The 15,558-nt window shown below is 61.0% G+C and carries 15 protein-coding genes; 6 read left to right on the top strand and 9 right to left on the bottom strand.

Annotated features, from left to right (window positions below; genetic code table 11):
• Positions 1-48 precede the first annotated feature (48 nt).
• Positions 49-762: a membrane integrity-associated transporter subunit PqiC gene (locus ACEN8Q_RS20850; RefSeq protein ID WP_111284240.1), complete on the top strand. Its 714-nt coding sequence runs from the start codon at positions 49-51 to the stop codon at positions 760-762.
• A 258-nt stretch (positions 763-1,020) separates the two neighbouring features.
• Here ACEN8Q_RS20850 and ACEN8Q_RS20845 read toward each other — a convergent pair whose 3' ends face one another.
• Positions 1,021-2,544, bottom strand: a complete 1,524-nt coding sequence (locus ACEN8Q_RS20845; RefSeq protein ID WP_413427574.1) for an AhpA/YtjB family protein — start codon at positions 2,542-2,544, stop codon at positions 1,021-1,023.
• A gap of 135 nt (positions 2,545-2,679) precedes the next feature.
• Here ACEN8Q_RS20845 and serB point away from each other — a divergent pair, with 135 nt between their 5' ends.
• Positions 2,680-3,894: a phosphoserine phosphatase SerB gene (gene serB / locus ACEN8Q_RS20840; protein WP_413427575.1), complete on the top strand. Its 1,215-nt coding sequence runs from the start codon at positions 2,680-2,682 to the stop codon at positions 3,892-3,894.
• A gap of 115 nt (positions 3,895-4,009) precedes the next feature.
• Here the strand turns inward: serB and asd are convergent, their stop codons facing one another.
• The 3 genes from asd to ACEN8Q_RS20825 are packed head-to-tail and all read right to left on the bottom strand — an operon-like array spanning position 4,010 to position 7,302.
• On the bottom strand, positions 4,010-4,888 hold the full coding sequence (gene asd, locus ACEN8Q_RS20835; protein WP_413427576.1) for an archaetidylserine decarboxylase: 879 nt from the start codon (positions 4,886-4,888) through the stop codon (positions 4,010-4,012).
• Positions 4,889-4,906: 18 nt separating this feature from the next.
• Positions 4,907-5,722 carry a thiosulfate sulfurtransferase gene (gene rhdA / locus ACEN8Q_RS20830; protein ID WP_413427577.1) on the bottom strand — a complete coding sequence of 272 codons (816 nt, stop codon included), beginning with the start codon at positions 5,720-5,722 and terminating at the stop codon, positions 4,907-4,909.
• Between the two features lie 41 nt (positions 5,723-5,763).
• Entirely contained in the window at positions 5,764-7,302 is a 1,539-nt protein-coding gene (locus tag ACEN8Q_RS20825) for an HDOD domain-containing protein (protein WP_413703676.1), read from the bottom strand.
• Between the two features lie 166 nt (positions 7,303-7,468).
• Here ACEN8Q_RS20825 and motA point away from each other — a divergent pair, with 166 nt between their 5' ends.
• A complete protein-coding gene (gene motA / locus ACEN8Q_RS20820; RefSeq protein WP_008016909.1) occupies positions 7,469-8,320 on the top strand; it encodes a flagellar motor stator protein MotA in 852 nt (283 codons plus the stop codon).
• Positions 8,321-8,323: 3 nt separating this feature from the next.
• Positions 8,324-9,352 carry a flagellar motor protein MotB gene (motB, locus tag ACEN8Q_RS20815; protein WP_413703675.1) on the top strand — a complete coding sequence of 343 codons (1,029 nt, stop codon included), beginning with the start codon at positions 8,324-8,326 and terminating at the stop codon, positions 9,350-9,352.
• Positions 9,353-9,890: 538 nt separating this feature from the next.
• Here the strand turns inward: motB and ACEN8Q_RS20810 are convergent.
• The 4 genes from ACEN8Q_RS20810 to rsgA all read right to left on the bottom strand — a co-directional run bounded on the left by ACEN8Q_RS20810 (position 9,891) and on the right by rsgA (position 12,982).
• Complete coding sequence (locus tag ACEN8Q_RS20810) at positions 9,891-10,382, bottom strand: toll/interleukin-1 receptor domain-containing protein (RefSeq protein WP_413425437.1); 492 nt, start codon at positions 10,380-10,382, stop codon at positions 9,891-9,893.
• Entirely contained in the window at positions 10,382-11,341 is a 960-nt protein-coding gene (locus tag ACEN8Q_RS20805) for a caspase family protein (RefSeq protein WP_413703674.1), read from the bottom strand. The genes ACEN8Q_RS20810 and ACEN8Q_RS20805 overlap by 1 nt, the downstream gene beginning before the upstream one ends.
• Positions 11,342-11,343: 2 nt before the next feature.
• Positions 11,344-11,751: a TIR domain-containing protein gene (locus ACEN8Q_RS20800; RefSeq protein ID WP_413703673.1), complete on the bottom strand. Its 408-nt coding sequence runs from the start codon at positions 11,749-11,751 to the stop codon at positions 11,344-11,346.
• Positions 11,752-11,950: 199 nt separating this feature from the next.
• Positions 11,951-12,982 (bottom strand): small ribosomal subunit biogenesis GTPase RsgA, encoded by a 1,032-nt coding sequence (rsgA, locus tag ACEN8Q_RS20795; RefSeq protein WP_015093224.1) that lies wholly within the window; start codon positions 12,980-12,982, stop codon positions 11,951-11,953.
• A 107-nt stretch (positions 12,983-13,089) separates the two neighbouring features.
• Here rsgA and orn point away from each other — a divergent pair, with 107 nt between their 5' ends.
• A complete protein-coding gene (gene orn, locus ACEN8Q_RS20790) occupies positions 13,090-13,632 on the top strand; it encodes an oligoribonuclease (RefSeq protein ID WP_007983969.1) in 543 nt (180 codons plus the stop codon).
• A 92-nt stretch (positions 13,633-13,724) separates the two neighbouring features.
• Positions 13,725-14,336: a trimeric intracellular cation channel family protein gene (locus ACEN8Q_RS20785; protein ID WP_413425430.1), complete on the top strand. Its 612-nt coding sequence runs from the start codon at positions 13,725-13,727 to the stop codon at positions 14,334-14,336.
• A 105-nt stretch (positions 14,337-14,441) separates the two neighbouring features.
• On the opposite strand, the gene queG is transcribed toward ACEN8Q_RS20785, so the two are convergent.
• Positions 14,442-15,506 (bottom strand): tRNA epoxyqueuosine(34) reductase QueG, encoded by a 1,065-nt coding sequence (gene queG / locus ACEN8Q_RS20780; protein WP_413425428.1) that lies wholly within the window; start codon positions 15,504-15,506, stop codon positions 14,442-14,444.
• Positions 15,507-15,558: the final 52 nt, after the last annotated feature.

Genomic DNA, 15,558 nt, shown 5'->3' with positions numbered 1-15,558 from the left:
GAGTATTTTCACTGTGGTCAGCCTTTTGGCGATCACCTGGATGGGACGATGACTGCTCTGCGCCTTCCTTTTATTCTCATGCTCGCCGGCGTTCTTGGCCTGGCGGGTTGCAGCGTTCACCAGCCGGTGTCGTTGTACCAGCTGGATGCTGGAAATCCGGCTCAGCCTGCACAGAACGCAGGCATGGCGGTATTGTTGGGCCCGGTCACCGTGGCCGACTACCTGCAACGCGAAACCCTGTTGCAGCGTCAGCCGGATGGCAGCCTGCAGGCCTCGACCGATGGTCGTTGGGCTGGCAGCCTTTCGTCGGATATCGATCAGTTGTTGCTGCGTCAGGTCTCAGGTCGCCTGGACAGCCAGCGCGTAGTGCTGGCTCCGGCGACAGTGGGTTTCACCCCGGACGTTCAGGTGCTGCTGACCATCACACGCCTGGACTCGGGTGAAAAACAACCGGCGATCCTCGACGCGCAATGGCGCCTGATCGACCGTCGCGGGCAGGTCCGCGACAACCGCATCATCCATTTGCAGGAACAGCATGCCGGTAGTACGGCGGCGCAGGTCCAGGCACAGGGCGTTTTGTTGCAACGCCTGGCCGAGCAACTGTCGGTGGCGATCAAGCCTCTGGCCAACCAGCCGCCGATCGCCGAAGTCCCGCGCAAGCCGGCAGCCAAGGCGGCAGCACCTGCGGTAGAGCAGGAAAAGCAGCCGAAGATCCCGATGGCCGCGCCTATTCGTACGGATATGGAAGTGTTCCGCTTCTAAGTCTGGACTGAAGCTGTTGCCCATATAAAGCCCGCCCTGTGCGGGTTTTATAGTTTCTACAGACCAGAGATTCTTATCGCCTGCCCTGGCCTCTTCGCGAGCAAGCCCGCTCCCACAGGTTCGGGGGGTGTTTACATAATTTGTGTACGACACGGACACTGTGGGAGCGGGCTTGCTCGCGAATAGGCCAGAACAGACAACAAAAAAGCCCACAGACGATCGCTCATCTGCGGGCTTTATTGTGGCCGGGCCTGAGGCTTAAGCGCGGCGCTCGTGCATCCGCGCCAATTGCCGTTCAAGCATCGATGGATACGGCTCCATCAACCGCTCCACGCAGCACGCGCCTTCAGGGCTGGCAATCGGGCGGATCCGCGCACGCTGGCGGATCAGCGCGTCATCACTGATCTTGCGCTCCACCAGCAGCAGGTTGCGGCTGTGTTGCGACAGGGCCAGGGCGTCCTGGGCGGAGTCGGTCAGCAGCAGGTCGATCTGGCTCAGGCCGAACAGTTCTTCGCCGAGGGTCAGGCCCAGTTGCAATTGCAGGGTGATGCCGCTGTCCGCGACTTCGATCTGCAACTGGTGGCCCAGGGCCCGCAGCAGCTCGCCACAGCAAATGGCGTTGGTCAGGTAATCGTCGCCGCTGTCTTCGGTGTGGAACAGCATCAAGGTGCTGCCATCGTTCAAGGTCTCCACTTCACCTTGATACAACGACGCGGCCTGATCGAGACAGTCGCGATAGCGCTCGAGCAGTTCTTCCAGGCGTGCCCGCGGCAGGCGTCGCAGTTGTTCCTGGGAGCCCAGTTGCACTGCCAGCACTGCGCTGTGTTGCGGCACGCTCGGAGTGGCCTGGCGAATGACCGGTTGCGGGTTGCTGACCAGCGATTCGTCGCGCAGATCGGCGAACGGGTCCTCATCATCGTCGTCTTCGACGGTGCTGACGATCTGCCGCGGCGCTGGCTTGAGCGCTGCTACCGGGCGACTTTCGTCGAAGCTCGGATCGCGCAGGTTGCGCACTTCGAAGGCCGGGTCGGCCTCGTCATCGACGTCGTCGATCTCCGGTTCCAGTTCCGGTTCTGGCACCGGGGCGGGTTCCGGGGCGAAGTTGGCGTGCAGCTGGCGCGCCAGGTCACCGATTTCGTCCTGGCGGTCGGTGGCCGGGGTGTATTCATCGATATTGCGCAGCCACACCCGCAGTTGCAGCAGCGGCGTGGAGAGATAACGCCCCATGCGCAGGCTCAAGGCCAAAGACAGGGCGAGCAGGATGGCGCTGAGGATACCCATGCTTTGCAGGCTGATGGTCATTGGCTGCTGGAACTGGTCCATGTCCAGGCTGATGCGCAATTGCCCGGCGGTCACGTCCTGGAAGGTGATCTTGCTCTGGTACATGCCCTCGGCTTCGCCCAGCAGGCCATGCTTGGGGCGCTGGCCGGACTCGGCGAGGATACGGTTGTCCGGACTGTAGATGGCGGCGTGGGCCACCAGCTTGTTCTTGGTCAGGTTGTTGAGCAGCACGTTGAGGCTGAGGATGTCGTTGGACACCAACAGCTCGGTGGCCGAGGTGGCCGTCTGCGTGGTCAGGCTTTCGCCCAGCGCATCCGCCTGCTCGTGCATGGCCTGCTTGAACTGCAAGCCCATCACACCGGCATAGATGACCAGGGCCAGGGCGACCAGGATCACGTTATGGCTGGCAATGCGCAATGCAATCGGTACACGGCGGTGGCGCAGTGCCCGGAAGATCAGCAGGAAGAAGTTGTCGGTTTTTACTGGCGTGGGCCGGTTCACTTGAGCTCGGCTCTTTTGTCCGTGAAGTTGACGCGCAGTATAGCGACAGGCCCTAGACCGTCAAAGCGCTCACGGTGCCCGATGGTCACTGAAAGTGGGTAGAATGCGGTTTTTTTCCACCTGCGGGGGTGCGCCTTGCGCGAAATCGTCCTGATAAACATCACTGGTGAGGACCGTCCGGGTCTGACTGCGGCCATTACCGGCGTTCTGGCCCAGGGTGGTGTGAACATTCTCGACATCGGTCAGGCGGTGATCCACGACACCTTGTCGTTCGGCATCCTGGTTGAAATTCCTGACACCGAGCAAGGCAAGTCCGTGCTCAAGGACATCCTGTTCAAGGGCTATGAGCTCGATCAACAGGTGCGTTTCACGCCGGTATCCGAACAGGATTACCAGCAGTGGGTCGGCAACCAGGGCAAAAAGCGCCACATCGTGACCCTGTTGACCCGCAAGGTGACAGCCGGGCAGTTGCAGGCCGTGAGCTCGATCACCGCCAAATATGGCTTGAACATTGACCACATCGACCGTCTTTCCGGGCGCATGCCGCTGGACACCCCGGCCGACAAGGGCAAGGGCTGCATCGAATTTTCCGTGCGTGGCGAGGCGGCTGATCCGCAGGCGCTGCGGGCAGAATTCCTCAGCGTTGCCCAGGAACTGAATGTCGACATCGCCTTCCAGGAAGATTCGCTGTTCCGTCGCAACCGTCGCCTGGCGGTGTTCGACATGGACTCGACGCTGATCGAAGCCGAAGTGATCGATGAGCTGGCCAAGGCGGCCGGTGTGGGTGACAAGGTTTCGGAAATCACCGAGCGGGCAATGGCCGGTGAGCTGGATTTCCGCGCCAGCTTCAAGGAACGTCTGGCCTTGCTCAAAGGGCTGGATGTCAATGTGCTGGATTCCATCGGCGCCTCGCTGCGCCTGACCGAAGGTGCGGAAACCCTGTTCGCCGAACTCAAGCGTCTGGGCTACAAGACTGCGATTCTGTCGGGCGGCTTCACTTACTTTGCCAAGCAATTGCAGGCCAAGCTGGGCATCGACTACGTGTTCGCCAACGAACTGGAAGTGGTCGACGGCAAAGTCACCGGCGTGGCGGTCGAGCCGATTGTCGATGCGCAGCGCAAGGCGGACTTGTTGAAGGAATTGGCACACAAGGAAGGCTTGCGCCTGGAGCAGACCATTGCGGTCGGCGACGGTGCCAACGATCTGCCAATGCTGGCGATTGCCGGGTTGGGCGTGGCGTTCCGCGCCAAGCCGCTGGTCAAGCAGTCGGCCAAGCAGGCGATTTCGACGCTGGGGCTGGATGGTGTGCTGTATCTGCTGGGCTTGCGCGATCGCGACGGCCAGCTCTGACACCGTAAAACAACTGTAGGAGCGAGCTCGCTCGCGATGAACCTGAGAGCGACGCGTGCATTCAGAATGCCCGCGTCATCGTTGACGACCATCGCGAGCAAGCTCGCTCCTACAGTTACAGTGCCGGTGTATATCGGGCTTTTGGTGAGCCCATGCCCTGACCCATCTGCACAGCTGTACCGGCGGTCATTTCTTCAGCCCACTTCACTTGATCCGGCCCGAACAGCACGACGGCGGTCGAACCCAGCTTGAAGCGACCCAGTTCCGCACCCTTTTCCAGGTGGATCGGTGCGCGGGCGGCTTCGTCGTAACGGAAGGTTTTCAGTTCGCGCTTCGGTGGCGTCACCAGGCCCGCCCAGACGGTTTCGATCGAGGCCACGATCATTGCGCCCACCAGTACCACGGCCATCGGGCCGCGCTCGGTGTCGAAAATGCACGCCACGCGCTCGTTGCGGGCAAACAATTCCGGAACGTTTTCAGCGGTGGTCTGGTTGACCGAGAACAGGCGACCCGGGATGTAGATCATCTCGCGCAGGGTGCCAGCCAGTGGCATGTGCACGCGGTGATAGTCCTTCGGCGACAGGTAGATGGTCGCGAAGTCGCCACCCATGAACGGCGCAGCATTCGCCGCATCGCCACCGAGCAGTTCCAGCACGCTGAAGCTGTGGCCCTTGGCCTGGAACACACGACCGTGCTCGATCGGGCCGAGCTGGCTGATCGCGCCGTCGGCCGGGCTGAGGATCGCGCCCGGGGTCTCGTCCAGCGGGCGGGCACCGTCTTTCAGTGCGCGGGTGAAGAACGCATTGAAGTGCTCGTAGGCGGTCAGGTCTTCGACCAGCGCCTGGGACATGTCCACCTGGTAACGCTTGGCGAACCAGGCGGTAAAGGCGTTCTTGAACCAGCGCACGCGGCATTCGGCGATGCAGCCGGCCAGTCGCGAGAGCAAGTTGTGAGGCAGCAGGTACTGGCTGACGATAAACAGACGCTTGTTCATTAACTGTCCTTGAAAAACTTAAATCTCTACGGGCGTATCGGGATGGTTGCCCCATTCGCCCCAGGAGCCGGCGTAGCCTTTGACCCGCGGATAACCGAGAGCCTTGGCCACCAGATAGGTGAAGCCGGACCGATGATGGGTCTGGCAGTGGGTAATCACTTCTTTGTCTTTGCTGATCCCGAGTTGTTCGAGGATCTGCGGCATGTCGGTGCGGATGCGCAGGTGGCGCGCCTGATCCATGCCGGCGGTCCATTCGAAATTGACCGCGCCGGGAATGTGCCCGCCCTTGGCTGCCAGGACTTTCTCGCCGGAATATTCCAGCGGCCCGCGTGCGTCCCAGATCGCCAGGTCGGCGGCGCCGAGACGGCTTTGCAGGTATTCGCGGGTGGCGGTGGGTTCGTCGTGCAGGGTCAGTGAAACCGGGCCGCCCACGGGTGGCGGGATCTGGATCGACATGGGCAAACCTTCTGCCAGCCAGGCTGGCAGGCCGCCGTTGACATAGTGGTACTTGCAGTGGCCGATGACATCCAGCAGCCAGATGAAGCGCCCGGCCCAACCGCCACCTTCGTCGTCATACACCACGTAGACCGCATCGGGGTTGTGTCCCAGTTCACCGAACAACGTTTCGAGTGCTGCCTGCGGGGGCATCAGTCCAGGGGCGGGCGCCTGACCCAGTTGCGTGCGTTTGGGATCGACAAAACGCGCGCCGGGAATGTGCCCTTCGGCGTAGCGGGCGGCACTGGTCAAGTCCACCAGAATCAGTTCGCGGGCGTCGAGGCGAGGGAGCAAGTCGCTCGGCTCGATCACCAGCGGCAAGCCAGAGAAGTCAGACATGTGAGGTCTCCAGAGCACAAAAGGGAGGATTGTAGCGCAGCTTATTGGCCTCGGTTACTAAAGCTGTGCAGGGCTTTTTCGATGCATTGTGCGGTTTTGCCGAATGCCTGTACGGAAATTTCCGAAAACGGCCCTCCGCCCTGATCCGCCACGACGATCATGATCACCCGGCCATTGTTGACCAGCGAACGCAGCAGCAGGTGTTCGCCGCTGAACTGCGAACGCAGACCGTTGGGCATCAGGGCCGAGAATTGCGCGTTGTTGGCTGGCGTCAGGCGGACCTGGGCCTGTTGCGCGAGCAGGCGTTGCAATACGTTGCTCTGGCTGACCACGAAATTCAGCCCGGCCGCCTCTTTCGGCAGGCCGGCCGTCTGGTGCACGCGCAGGTTGGCGTGGGTGCGGTCAGCCATCAGGATCATCACCCGACGCATGCCGCAGGCTGCGAGGGCGTCCCGGGCGGCGATGGTCAGGTGCATGGCATTGGTGAAGCGGCTCGGCTCGACCAGCAATTCGGCGCATTGCTTGCGCCATTTCGCCAGTTCTTCGGCGGTGGGTGCCGCGGCCGGCAGCAGTCCGGCGTGGATACGGTTCATGCCCCACGGCCAGATCAGCGATTCGGCGGGGTGCCAGAGATCGGGCATGGCATGCTGGCGCGCGCTGTTGGCGGCTTGCTGATGCAGTTGCTGCTGCACCTCATCCATCGGCATTTGCAGGTAAAGGCTGGTCAGGTACTGCCAGCGCTCACTGTGCGGGCTGTCCCAGGCGTGTTGCGCCGACAGCGCCAGGCCGTTGGCCAGCAATACCGTATTGGCCGGTTGATTGAGCCAGCGGCGCAGGGTCGGGTTGTCATCGAGGCGGTTCTGCTGACGCAATGGATGCTCGCTGTCGCGGGCAATGCGCAGGACCTTCACCAGTTCCCGTTGTTCAGTGAGCAACAGTCGATAGCCTTGCTGTACCCAGATCGGCAAGCGCCAGATCTCCACCAATGCCTGGCCGATGTCCAGCAGGCGTACACCAAACAGTTGCCGCTCGACTTTGCGTGCCGACTCGCCTTTATGGATGACCCGCAGTTCCCAGTCTTCGAGCAGTTCTGGATGGGTCAGCGCCAATGGCCACAGGGGCGAAAGGAACAGCAGGCTACCCCAGTGGATGTCCTGCCACAGGCGCGCCAGGCGACTGGCAAAAAAACCGTTGGCCTGTTGCGTGGCGTGCTGGCTGATCATCTGCAGCTGACGCAAGGCTTTGGGAATGTCGGACTGGGGGTCGGCGGGCAAGCGCGCGAGCAGCTCTTCGGTGCGCTTCAGGCCGAGGCGATTGATCGCGATCTCGAGGTTCTCCGCAGGCTCGGTCATGCTGCCGTGGGAGTGCCGGTTGGCTTCGCGAATCACGCTCAAGGCCAGGGCCGGGCTGCCTTGCATGAGGTCGGCGATGTCGCGCAGCGAGCTGCGATTGTCGCGGATGGCCTTGCAGACAAGGTCGTGGCTGGCTTGCGGGACGGGAAGGCGTACGCCATCGAGCAGCTTGATCCAGCCTTCGAGTGTCGTCGGTTTTGGCGTTGGAACCTTCGTTTCATTAACCATGGTTGGAGGCGATCATCATCAGCATTACCCGGGCCCGGAGTGGGTCAAATTGGCTTTTCGCCTGAACGGGCTTTAGTCTGGCGCAGTTTTGCCGATAAGTAGAAGAAGAGATTTTTTAACTTCCGAATATGACCTTGAACCCGACTCAGTAAGTGCTCTCCTACCTATGGCTAAAATTATCGGCATCATCGTCGTATTCGCGAGCGTGCTCGGCGGATACGTGCTTTCCCACGGCAAGATTGCCGCCCTGATCCAGCCTTTCGAGGTCATGATTATCGGTGGCGCGGCCCTCGGCGCATTCCTGCAGGCCAACCCTGGCCATATGGCGATGCACGTTCTCAAGAAAGCCTTGGGAATGTTCAGTTCACGCTTCAACCACGGGTTCTATCTGGAAGTGCTGGGCCTGATCTACGAGATCCTCAACAAGAGTCGCCGCGAAGGCATGATGGCGATTGAAGGCGATATCGAAGATGCCGCCGCAAGCCCGATTTTCGCCAAGTACCCTACGGTCCTCAAGGATGAGCGCATGACAGCATTTGTCTGCGATTACCTGCGCATCATGTCCTCCGGCAACATGGCTCCCCACGAACTTGAAAACCTGTTCGACATGGAGCTTGCCAGCCTCAAGGAAGACCTGGACCACCCGTCCCATGCAGTGAACGGCATTGCCGACGCCATGCCGGGTTTCGGTATCGTCGCGGCGGTATTGGGTATCGTGGTGACCATGGCTTCGCTGGGTGAAAGCGATCAGAAAATGATTGGCCTGCACGTCGGTGCGGCACTGGTCGGTACCTTCTTCGGTATTCTCGCGGCCTACGGCTTCTTCGGTCCCCTGGCGCATGCCCTGGGTCACGATGCCAAGGAAGAGCTGAACGTCTACGAAGCCATCAAGGCCTCGCTGGTCGCTTCGGCTTCCGGCATGCCGCCATCGCTGGCGGTAGAGTTCGGGCGCAAGGTTCTGTACCCGGCGCACCGTCCTAGCTTCGCGGAGCTGGAACAAGCGGTCCGCGGTCGCTAAACCATGGAGAACAATCAGCCGATAATCATCAAGCGCGTCAAGCGTTACGCCGGCGGGCATCACGGGGGCTCCTGGAAAATCGCCTTCGCCGACTTTGCCACGGCGATGATGGCGTTCTTCCTGGTGCTGTGGCTGCTGTCCACCGCCACCCCGGAACAGAAGATTGCCATCGCCGGTTACTTCAAGGACCCGATCGGCTTTTCCGAAAGCGGTACGCCGTACATCATTGATCTGGGTGGCACGCCGACCCTGGCGCCGGAAAACACCCTCAACCCCGAGGTGAAGTCCCAGCCGCAGCCGGACAAGGTCACCGTCGATACCGATCAGGTCGAAGGCATGGCCGAGCAGGTTGAAAAGGAACGTCTCGAACTGTTGCTGCAAGAACTGCAGAACAAGGTCGAAGAAAACCCGCAGCTGCAGAAATTCAAAGACCAGATCATGTTCGAGATCACCACGGACGGCCTGCGTATCCAGATCGTGGATGCGGAAAACCGTCCGATGTTCGACTCAGGCTCGGCCCGCCTCAAGCCGTATTTCGAAGACATCCTGCTGGCCATGGCCGACACCATCAAGGCGGTGCCGAACAAGATCAGCATCAGCGGTCACACCGATGCCAAGCCCTACACCGGTACCGGTGACTTCGGTAACTGGGAACTCTCGGCCAACCGTGCCAACGCCGCACGGCGTGCGCTGGTGGCGGGCAGTTATCCGGATGCGCAGGTGGCGCGCGTGGTCGGTTACGCCTCGTCGGCGCTGTTCGATCGCGAGCATCCGTTTAACCCGGTGAACCGTCGTATCGACATCGTGGTACTGACCAAGAAAGCCCAGCGTGCGATCGAAGGTTCGCAAGGTGCGGAGTCTGCTCCCGATGCGCCGCAAGGTTCGACTGTTCCGGGAGCCGCACCGGCTGCCCCGGTCGACCCGAACGCGTTGCCGGCGGACAAGGAGCCGTTGCCGGCTCACGAACTGCGCGAGCGCCTGAATCTGTTTGATAACCCGGCACCGAAAACGGGTGGGCCACCCAAGCAGTGACCGACAAAAAAAAGCCGACAGTAATGTCGGCTTTTTTTTGTGTTTTTCACAGATTTGGAGGCCGCTTCCTTGTAGGAGCCGGCTTGCTGGCGATGGCGGCTTCATGGTTGGCGTGATTTTTTGGTGGTGTACATATCCGTTTCTGCGGTAACGGCCACTTAGGGTTCCGCCTTTACGACGGGTTACTTGGAAGAGCGGAGCGCCGCCCGGCCCCAAGTAACCAAGGGCTCTTGCCCCTGACGTTCGGTGCCTCGCCAAGGCTCGGCATGCCCTCGCTCCGGTCCTGCTCCGTGGGCCCGCCGCGATCGGCCATCCTTGGCCGTACGCGGCTAACCCGGCATCCATGCCGGGTTGCCCACTGCGCAGAACCTGCGCTCGGCCTCTCGAGGGGGCAAGAAGATCAAAAGCCAAAGCAACAGCAACAGCCAAAGCGAGGCGGCCTACCGACGGCCTGATTTTGTATGGACGTGGCTCCTGAAGTTGTTGGGCGAGAGAACCCCCGACCGGTCAAGAGGATGGATCCGGGAGCGAAGTGACGTCAGAAACCGCGAGTAATTCTGGACTTCAAATCAGTGTGGAATCGTTCGGCGTTACTCCTGTTGACGCTGCGCACCGACTCGCTGCCGGTCACGGAATCCAGCGACATCGAACGCTTGAGTGTTGTTTCGTTGCGATAGGCATCAATGAAGAATTCGATGTCCCGGTCGCTGGTCAGCTTCGGCCACTTGTCCAGATATAGCGGCAGCTCTGTCGGGCCGGTCTTGAACGAGCAGATGCGCCGGTTGGTGATGGTCGCTTCGCCGATTTCGAACGGCACCCACCACGACCGCGCGGTTTTCTCCGACACCACTGCCAGCAGGTGCGTGCATTCACTGATGTTGCGCGTAATCACCCCGGTGATGTCGTCGGTGGTCTGGGATTCGGCGTCCAGTACGTCGAGGTAGGTCTTGATATTGGCCTGCATCAGGCGTGTGTTGATTTTGACCGCGTGGGCGCGATCCATGTGGCGGTAGCTGATAAAAACCGGCATCAGAAATGTCCCTTGATCGCGAGCTCGCGGTAATAGGCGCCGAGGGCGGTGAGGCGGCAGCCGGTGGAGAGGATGGCGGCGTAGTACATATGCTCGGCGTCCACCGGTTCGATGAGGCTGTGGCGGTTGCACTTTTGCAGTTGGGCGAAGACCTCGCCCTGTTCCGGGTTGAATTCAGGCTCGGTGGGCTCAAAGCTGGGGGCGAGGGGGTACACCGACTCCGCTTCGGCAAACCATTCGGGGAGTTTGCGCAGGATGTCCTTGGGGATCAGCGGCGACACTTCGCGCAGGGAAATGAACTGCGATACGTTGGTCTTGAACACCGGGCGCTGTTCCCAGGCGTCGAGGGCGTTGTCGACAAACGAATAGAGGCTGCCGGGCGTGATCTTGCCCAGGATGTTCGCTGCTCCCCCGTGCAGGGCCTGGAGCAACAAACCGGTGAATACGCCGTGCTGTGCGCCCTCCATTGCCGGCTCTTCCTTTTTGCAGGCGGTCAGAATGGTCATGCCTTCGCCGACTACGCTGCCCTCACTGCGCAAGGCGCGCAGCTCGCCGGCTGAGCCGCTCTGGCAACAATCGAGAATGATCACTTTGTTTTTGATCTTCGTGGCTTTGCTCGCCCAGTTGAGAATGTCACTGAGGCGAATCCCGTCCTTGGCGCTCCTGTAATCCTGCGGGATCAACATGCCTTCGTCGGTGTCGAGGTCGAAGCTGCCGTGGCCGGCGAAATACAGCAGTGCGACATTGCAGTCCCCGGAAAACAGCTCGCGGATCTGGTCTTCGAGTTTTTCCCGGCTCAGGTAGTCCTCGGCGGAGGTCAGTACGATGTTCTTGAAGTTCGGATCGCCGTTGGCGTCGGTCTTCAGCACGGAGGCCATGGCCATGGCGTCATTGCTACAGCCGCTCAGTCGCGAAACGTGGGTGTAGTCGTTGATGCCGATAAACAGTCCTTTGCGCATGGTTACACCGCCGTATGCTCGCGAATCGCATTGATGATGCTGTTGGTGTTCCACGCGCATTCGGCGTGTGCCGCGTCACGCACTACCGTGGAAATGCGTTCTGCACCGAACGGTTTGATCGCGATGATCACCTTGCCCATGCGCTTGGCAATCTCGATTTCCTTGTTGATCCACTTGCTGTAGGTGGAATACATCCCGGCCATGATCAGTACCGCTGAACACGGACGGATCTTGTTTTCGATGGCTTCCTCAAGTTGCTTGTCGGTTTTCGCGCCGACAATCGGGTTGTCCGTTGGCACCGAATAGTTCTTGTACGTGAAACCGGGTTTCGCGTTGAGCAGGCGCACGAGGTTGTCGTGGGCGTGGGGGTAGTTCCACGAATGGCTGATGAACAAATGGTAGGTCTGCATGGGTATCCCTCGGTGTCGCTGGAGTGCGAAGAGGGTTTGAACTTAGGCGATTGCAGGGTGGCCACAAGGGGTTGGCGCGGAAAGAGAAATGTCCTACAAGTGCGCGTGCGGGCGCCTTACAGAAAGGTCTGATGTTTAACTGGGGGGAAGATCCGGCCACCGACCGCCCCGCTGAAAACAGGGCGGTCGGCGCGGCTGTTTAGTAGCCGTTTTCCGGCAGGCTGGCGATGATCGAGCGGTAGCTGTTCATCCGTTGCTGCTGCACGCGGCCATCTTCAAGGGCCTTGAGCAGGGCGCAACCGGGTTCGCGGTCATGCTTGCAGTCACGGAAACGGCAGGTGCCGAGCAGGTCGTTGAATTCGATGAAGCCGGCTTCGACGTCGGCACGGCTGACGTGGCCCAGACCGAATTCGCGGATACCCGGGGAGTCGATCAACTCACCACCGCCGGGGAAGTGGAACAGCCGCGCGGTGGTGGTGGTGTGAGTGCCCTGGCCGGACAGCTCGGACAGCGGGCCGACGCGGGTTTCGACATCCGGCAGCAGGCTGTTGACCAACGACGACTTGCCGACACCGGACTGGCCGACGAACACGCTGATGCGCCCGTCCAGTTGCGCCTGCAATTGCTCCATGCCATTGCCGTGGTGCGCCGACACTTCCAGTACCGGATAGCCGAGGGTGCGGTACACCGCGAGCAAGGCATTGAGTGCCGGGGCGTTGTTTTCGTCGATCAGGTCGAACTTGTTCAGCAGCAACAGCGGCTTGATGCCCGCATGTTCGGCTGCCACCAGATAGCGGTCGATCAGGTTGGCGTGGGGTTCGGGCAGCGGTGCAAACACGATGACGATCATGTCGACGTTGGCCGCCACCGGCTTGAGCTGGCCGCGGCTGTCCGGGCGACACAGCTCGGTGTTGCGCGGCAGTTGTGCCACGATCACGCCGATGCCCTGGTTGCCGGCACGCCACACCACCTGGTCGCCGGTCACCAGCGCCGGCAGGTTGGCGCGCAGGTGGCAACGGAACACCTGGCCGGCCAGTTCGCCGTCGCGGGCCTCGACCTCGACCTGCACACCGAAGTGCGCGATCACCAGACCGTGCTGTTCCGGGCCCAGATCGCCGCCCTCAAGTGCCTCGACAGCCGAGGACTCGCGTTTGGCGGCGCGGGCAGCGCGTTCGCCCTGAATCTTTTCGATGCGCCAGTTTTGGCGGCGATTGAGTTGGCGTTTGGCCATGGGTGTTCCGTATAAAGAATGCAGCGATTAGGTAAAACGGCCGCGAGTTTAGCACGCCCGGCTACCGGCCTAGGCTAAACTGCGCAGCATTGCCTAGGAGCCGACACATGCAAAATCCGCAGAACCTTATCTGGATCGACCTGGAAATGACCGGTCTGAACCCTGATACCGACGTCATTATCGAAATGGCCACCATCGTCACCGACAGTGACCTGAACACCCTGGCCGAAGGCCCGGTGATCGCCATTCACCACAGCGACGAAATCCTCGCCGGCATGGACGAGTGGAACACCCGTCAGCACGGCGGTTCCGGGCTGACCCAGCGGGTTCGCGACAGCCGCATCAGCATGGCCGAAGCCGAGGCCGAAACCATCGCCTTCCTGGAGAAGTGGGTGCCGAAGGGCAAATCGCCGATCTGCGGCAACAGCATCTGCCAGGATCGTCGCTTCCTTTATACGCACATGAAATCTCTGGAAAGCTATTTCCACTACCGCAACCTCGACGTATCCACGCTCAAAGAGCTGGCCGCGCGCTGGGCACCGGACGTGCGTGACAGCTTCAAGAAGGGCAGCACCCACCTGGCGCTGGACGACATCCGCGAATCCATCGCCGAATTGCAGCACTACCGCAAGCATTTCATCAAAGCCTGATGCTATAGCGCTTTCGTGGCGAGGGGGCTTGCCCTCTTTTGGTGCTCCAGCGAAGTCAGTAGACTGCGCGCCTTTCTGCAAGGACCGCCACCATGCTGCTGATGCTCTACCTGATCGCCATCACCGCCGAAGCCATGACCGGTGCCCTGTCTGCCGGGCGTCGTGGCATGGACTGGTTCGGTGTGGTGCTGATCGCTTGCGTCACAGCGCTGGGTGGCGGGTCGGTGCGCGATGTGCTGCTCGGGCATTACCCGCTGACGTGGGTCAAACACCCGGAATACCTGGTGCTGACCACGGCCGCCGCGATGATCACCGTGTTCACGGCGCGCTGGATGCGCCACCTGCGCTCACTGTTTCTGGTGCTCGACGCCGTCGGTCTGGTGGCGTTCACCCTGATCGGCTGCATGACCGCCCTGGAAATGGGCCACGGCATGCTGGTGGCTTCGGTCAGCGGCGTGATCACCGGCGTCTTCGGCGGCATCCTGCGGGACATCTTCTGCAACGATATTCCGCTGATCTTCCGGCGCGAGCTCTATGCCAGCGTCTCGTTTGCGGCGGCGTGGTGCTACATGCTCTGCATCTATCTGCAATTACCCAATGAGCAATCGATTCTGATCACCCTGTTCGGTGGTTTTCTGCTGCGTTTGCTGGCCATCCGTTTTCACTGGGAAATGCCCAAGTTCGTCTATAACGACGAAGCCTGACGCGGCCCCTTGTAGGAGCGAGCTCGCTCGCGATGAACCGGAGAACTCCGCGGGCCACCAGGCTTGCCGCGTTATCGTTGACGTCCATCGCGAGCTAGCTCGCTCCTACACAAGGCCGTGTCGTTTCAGAGCCCACTCGACATGTTCACGTACCAGTTGCGAAGGATGTTCCCGTCGCGCCTTCAGCGCTTCCAGCACCGGAATCGTAGACGGCGCGTTGCCCAGGCCTACCGCCAGGTTGCGCAACCAGTTTTCGTAACCGGTCCGGCGCAGCGGCGAGCCTTCCGTGCTGCTCAGGAATTTTTCCTCATCCCACATGAACAGGTCGGCCAGCTGCGCGTTGTCCAGATTGTGCCGCGGCTTGAAGTCGCTTTCACCGGACGGACGGGCGAAGCGGTTCCACGGGCAGACGATCTGGCAGTCATCGCAACCGAACACCCGATTGCCGATCAGCGGCCGCAGGTCTTCGGGGATCGCGCCTTTGAGTTCGATGGTCAGGTAGGAAATGCAACGCCGGGCATCCAGCACATAGGGGCCGACGAAGGCATTGGTGGGGCAGATGTCGAGGCAGGCGCTGCACCGCCCGCAGTGTTCAGTGGCATGGGGCGGGTCTACCGGCAGCGGCAAATCAACGAACAGTTCGGCGAGGAAGAAATAACTGCCTGCCTTGCGATTCAAGACCAGAGTGTTTTTGCCGATCCAGCCCAGGCCGGCCTGTTCGGCGATGGCTTTTTCCAGCACCGGGGCACTGTCGACGAAGGCGCGATAGCCGAAAGGCCCGATGACCGCCTGAATCTTTTCCGCCAGTTGTTGCACGCGTTTACGGATCAACTTGTGGTAATCGCGACCCAGGGCATAACGCGAGACGTAGGCTTTTTCCGGCTGGGCGAGCATTTTCGCCATGTGGGTGTCGCCCGCCAGGTAGTCCATGCGCAGCGAAACCACACGCAAAGTGCCGGGCACCAGTTCTTCCGGGTGCGAGCGTTTGCTGCCATGGGCGCCCATGTAGTCCATTTCGCCGTGGTAGCCGGCGGCGAGCCAGCGCTCCAGGTGTTGCTCATGCTCGCCCAGGTCGAGGCCGCTGATGCCGACTTGCTGAAAGCCCAGCTCGCGGCCCCAGTCCTTGATGGATTGGGCGAGGGCAGGCAGGTCTGTGGTGATGGCGGACATGAGGCGAGAGAAACCGGAGCTGAGGTGCGTATAATTCTGCCAGACATCGGAG

Source organism: Pseudomonas sp. Pseusp16 (genome assembly GCF_047324915.1).
In the GTDB taxonomy this organism is placed as follows: domain Bacteria; phylum Pseudomonadota; class Gammaproteobacteria; order Pseudomonadales; family Pseudomonadaceae; genus Aquipseudomonas; species Aquipseudomonas fluorescens_CD.
This window is presented reverse-complemented; position numbering and strand designations above follow the sequence as displayed.

Excerpts from the sequence above, each read along its gene's own strand:
- ACEN8Q_RS20785 (WP_413425430.1), top strand. The coding sequence starts at position 13,725 with ATGCTGCTGATGCTCTACCTGATCGCCATCACCGCCGAAGCCATGACC.
- ACEN8Q_RS20805 (WP_413703674.1), bottom strand. The coding sequence starts at position 11,341 with ATGCGCAAAGGACTGTTTATCGGCATCAACGACTACACCCACGTTTCG.
- orn (WP_007983969.1), top strand. The coding sequence starts at position 13,090 with ATGCAAAATCCGCAGAACCTTATCTGGATCGACCTGGAAATGACCGGT.
- motB (WP_413703675.1), top strand. The coding sequence starts at position 8,324 with ATGGAGAACAATCAGCCGATAATCATCAAGCGCGTCAAGCGTTACGCC.
- ACEN8Q_RS20800 (WP_413703673.1), bottom strand. The coding sequence starts at position 11,751 with ATGCAGACCTACCATTTGTTCATCAGCCATTCGTGGAACTACCCCCAC.
- ACEN8Q_RS20850 (WP_111284240.1), top strand. The coding sequence starts at position 49 with ATGACTGCTCTGCGCCTTCCTTTTATTCTCATGCTCGCCGGCGTTCTT.
- ACEN8Q_RS20810 (WP_413425437.1), bottom strand. The coding sequence starts at position 10,382 with ATGCCGGTTTTTATCAGCTACCGCCACATGGATCGCGCCCACGCGGTC.
- rsgA (WP_015093224.1), bottom strand. The coding sequence starts at position 12,982 with ATGGCCAAACGCCAACTCAATCGCCGCCAAAACTGGCGCATCGAAAAG.
- ACEN8Q_RS20825 (WP_413703676.1), bottom strand. The coding sequence starts at position 7,302 with ATGGTTAATGAAACGAAGGTTCCAACGCCAAAACCGACGACACTCGAA.
- queG (WP_413425428.1), bottom strand. The coding sequence starts at position 15,506 with ATGTCCGCCATCACCACAGACCTGCCTGCCCTCGCCCAATCCATCAAG.
- asd (WP_413427576.1), bottom strand. The coding sequence starts at position 4,888 with ATGAACAAGCGTCTGTTTATCGTCAGCCAGTACCTGCTGCCTCACAAC.
- rhdA (WP_413427577.1), bottom strand. The coding sequence starts at position 5,722 with ATGTCTGACTTCTCTGGCTTGCCGCTGGTGATCGAGCCGAGCGACTTG.
- motA (WP_008016909.1), top strand. The coding sequence starts at position 7,469 with ATGGCTAAAATTATCGGCATCATCGTCGTATTCGCGAGCGTGCTCGGC.